The sequence below is a fragment of the Oleiphilus sp. HI0043 genome (assembly GCF_001634935.1).
The window spans coordinates 1-668 of the sequence record NZ_LWEY01001406.1; the positions used below are offsets into that span (position 1 = coordinate 1).

The 668-nt window shown below is 43.7% G+C and carries 1 protein-coding gene; it reads left to right on the top strand.

The features are described from left to right. Positions 1-173: 173 nt before the first annotated feature. A partial coding sequence (locus A3729_RS19420; protein WP_231877472.1) for a HAMP domain-containing sensor histidine kinase occupies positions 174-668 on the top strand: 495 nt, incomplete at its 3' end.

Below are 668 nucleotides of genomic sequence, written 5' to 3' on the forward strand. Positions count from 1 at the left end.
CAGAGCTTAAGTCCAGACCGAAAAAACAAGATTGAGCTTATCTCTAACACCTCGCAGCGCTTGAATATCCTGGTGAACGACATTCTTGATTTTTCGAGTATCAAACATGGAAAGCTAAAACTGAATATCGCTCCCATAGATCTTCAGTCTATATCAGAGTTAGTACTTACCACATGAAACCTCTTCTGGATAAGAAGCCTATTGAGTTAAAAGCAGAGATTTCACCTAAGGTTAGAAACTTAAATGCAGATGAGTTTCGCGTGCAGCAAATATTGATCAATATACTAGGCAATGCCGTCAAATATACCGAACAAGGCAAAATCACACTAAGCGCTTACCAGGTAGGAGAAGAAGTATTAATTAAGATCTCTGATACAGGTGTCGGTATCCCTGAAGAGAAACTACACAGCCTGTTTCGTCCCTTCGAGCAAGTCCATGTTGAAGGTCACCCTTCAGCAAGCGGAACCGGGCTCGGCCTAGCCATCAGTAAACAGCTTGTTGAATTGCACGGCGGTTCCCTAACGATTAAAAGCCAGGCCAATCAAGGCACAGATGTCACCCTATCCTTACCCGCTGGTTTGGTCAGCAATCAGGAAGCCAATAAGCAATTAGCTGAAACCGCTCTACCAGCCACTCAAGCACCTATTATCACTAAGGAAACTCAGGTT